Annotated in this window: 3 protein-coding genes; all 3 read right to left on the reverse strand. The window is 65.0% G+C overall.

Annotated features, from left to right (window positions below):
* The coding region (locus RMO30_RS10995) for a glycosyltransferase (protein WP_309713282.1) at nt 1–206 on the reverse strand (206 nt) is incomplete at its 3' end.
* 3 nt (nt 207–209) lie between these two features.
* Complete coding sequence (locus tag RMO30_RS11000) at nt 210–998, reverse strand: TIGR00282 family metallophosphoesterase (RefSeq protein WP_309713286.1); 789 nt, start codon at nt 996–998, stop codon at nt 210–212.
* Nucleotides 995–1550: HDIG domain-containing metalloprotein (locus RMO30_RS11005; RefSeq protein WP_309713288.1), on the reverse strand; the 556-nt coding region annotated here is incomplete at its 5' end. The genes RMO30_RS11000 and RMO30_RS11005, both read right to left, overlap by 4 nt.

The raw sequence follows: 1550 nt of genomic DNA on the forward strand, positions 1-1550 counted from the left end.
AGAATCGTCACCGGAAAGCGCTGGGCAATCGTCACCGTCCGGTCGGTCGAAAACGAGTCGACGAGCACGATCTCGTCCGCCCAGAGTACCGATTCGAGGCATTCGGCGACGTTGATCTCCTCGTTGAAAGTGGTGACGATGACGGAGAGCTTCTTGCGTCCGGGGGCTCCTCGCAGGGAGTCGATCGCGGGCGGTCTCGCGGCCACGGTTCAGGCTCCCGCGTCCGGCACCAGGAAGCGATCGATGCCGCGGGCGCGGCCCGTAGCCTCGTCGATATCGATGAGTACCCCAGCCAGCCGTACGTCGCGCTTGGCGACTTCGAACGCGGCGGGCGCCTGGGTCAGAAATCGCTGCAGCACGCGGTCGGAACGGAAGCCGATGACGCCCTCGTAAGGTCCGGTCATGCCCGCGTCGGTCAGAAACGCTGTCCCCTGCGGAAGGACGCGATGATCGGCGTTCGGAACGTGGGTGTGCGTGCCGACTACGGCACTCACCCGGCCGTCCAGATAGACGCCCAAGGCCTGTTTTTCGCTCGTCGCCTCGGCGTGGAAGTCGACGAAGACGACCTTGATCCTGCTGTCGAGGTCGGCCAGCAGGCGATCTGCGACGCGGAACGGCGAATCGAGGTTCTTCATGAAGACCTGACCCTCGAGGTTGATCGTCGCCACCCGCACCCCCGCCGAGGTTTCGCCGATATGTACCCCACGCCCCGGATTGCCATCCGGGTAGTTCGCCGGCCGGAGGAGCCGCGGCTCGTGCTCCAGCATGTCGAGGACCTCTTTCTTGTCCCAGACGTGGTTGCCCGTGGTGAGGGCGTGGATCGGCAGGTCGTCGAGCTCCGCGAGCGTCTCCGGTGTCACCCCGAAACCACCCGCCATGTTCTCGACGTTGACGACGACGTAGTCTGCGTTGTGCTCGTCGACCAGCCTGGGGAGCAGACGCTTCAGCGCCTGACGCCCGGGTTTCCCGATGACGTCGCCGACGAAGAGCAGCTTCATCGCGCAAACTCGACGGCGCGGGTCTCGCGAATCACAGTGACGCGGATCTCGCCCGGGTAGGTGAGCTCCGCCTCGATCCGCTTGGCGATGTCCTTGGACAGCCAGATCGCCTGCTCGTCGCCGATCTTGCCGCTGTCAACGATGATCCGCACCTCACGGCCGGCCTGGATGGCGAAGCTCTTTTGCACTCCCTTGAAGCTGTTGGCGATCTCCTCGAGCTTCTCGAGCCGTTTGACGTAAGTCTCGAGAACCTCCCGCCGGGCGCCCGGACGCGCCGCGGAAAGGGCATCGGAGGCGGTGACCAGGACCGCTTCGACGGACTGCGGATCGAAGTCGCCGTGATGGCAGGCCATGGCGTGGATGACCTCCTCCGATTCACCGTACTTGCGCAGCAACTCGATGCCCAGCTGGACGTGGGTGCCGTCGACCTCGCGGTCGATCGCCTTGCCGATGTCGTGCAGCAGGCCCGCGCGCTTGGCGATGGTGACGTTGACCTTGAGCTCGGCCGCCATGGTTGCGGAGAGAAAGGCGACTTCCTTCGAATGCTGGAGC

This window comes from Pseudolysinimonas sp. (genome assembly GCF_031389465.1).
GTDB lineage: Bacteria > Actinomycetota > Actinomycetes > Actinomycetales > Microbacteriaceae > Pseudolysinimonas_A.

What these genes read in the sequence shown, in the direction of transcription:
- RMO30_RS11000 (WP_309713286.1), bottom strand. Translation starts at nt 998, where the DNA reads ATGAAGCTGCTCTTCGTCGGCGACGTCATCGGGAAACCCGGGCGTCAG.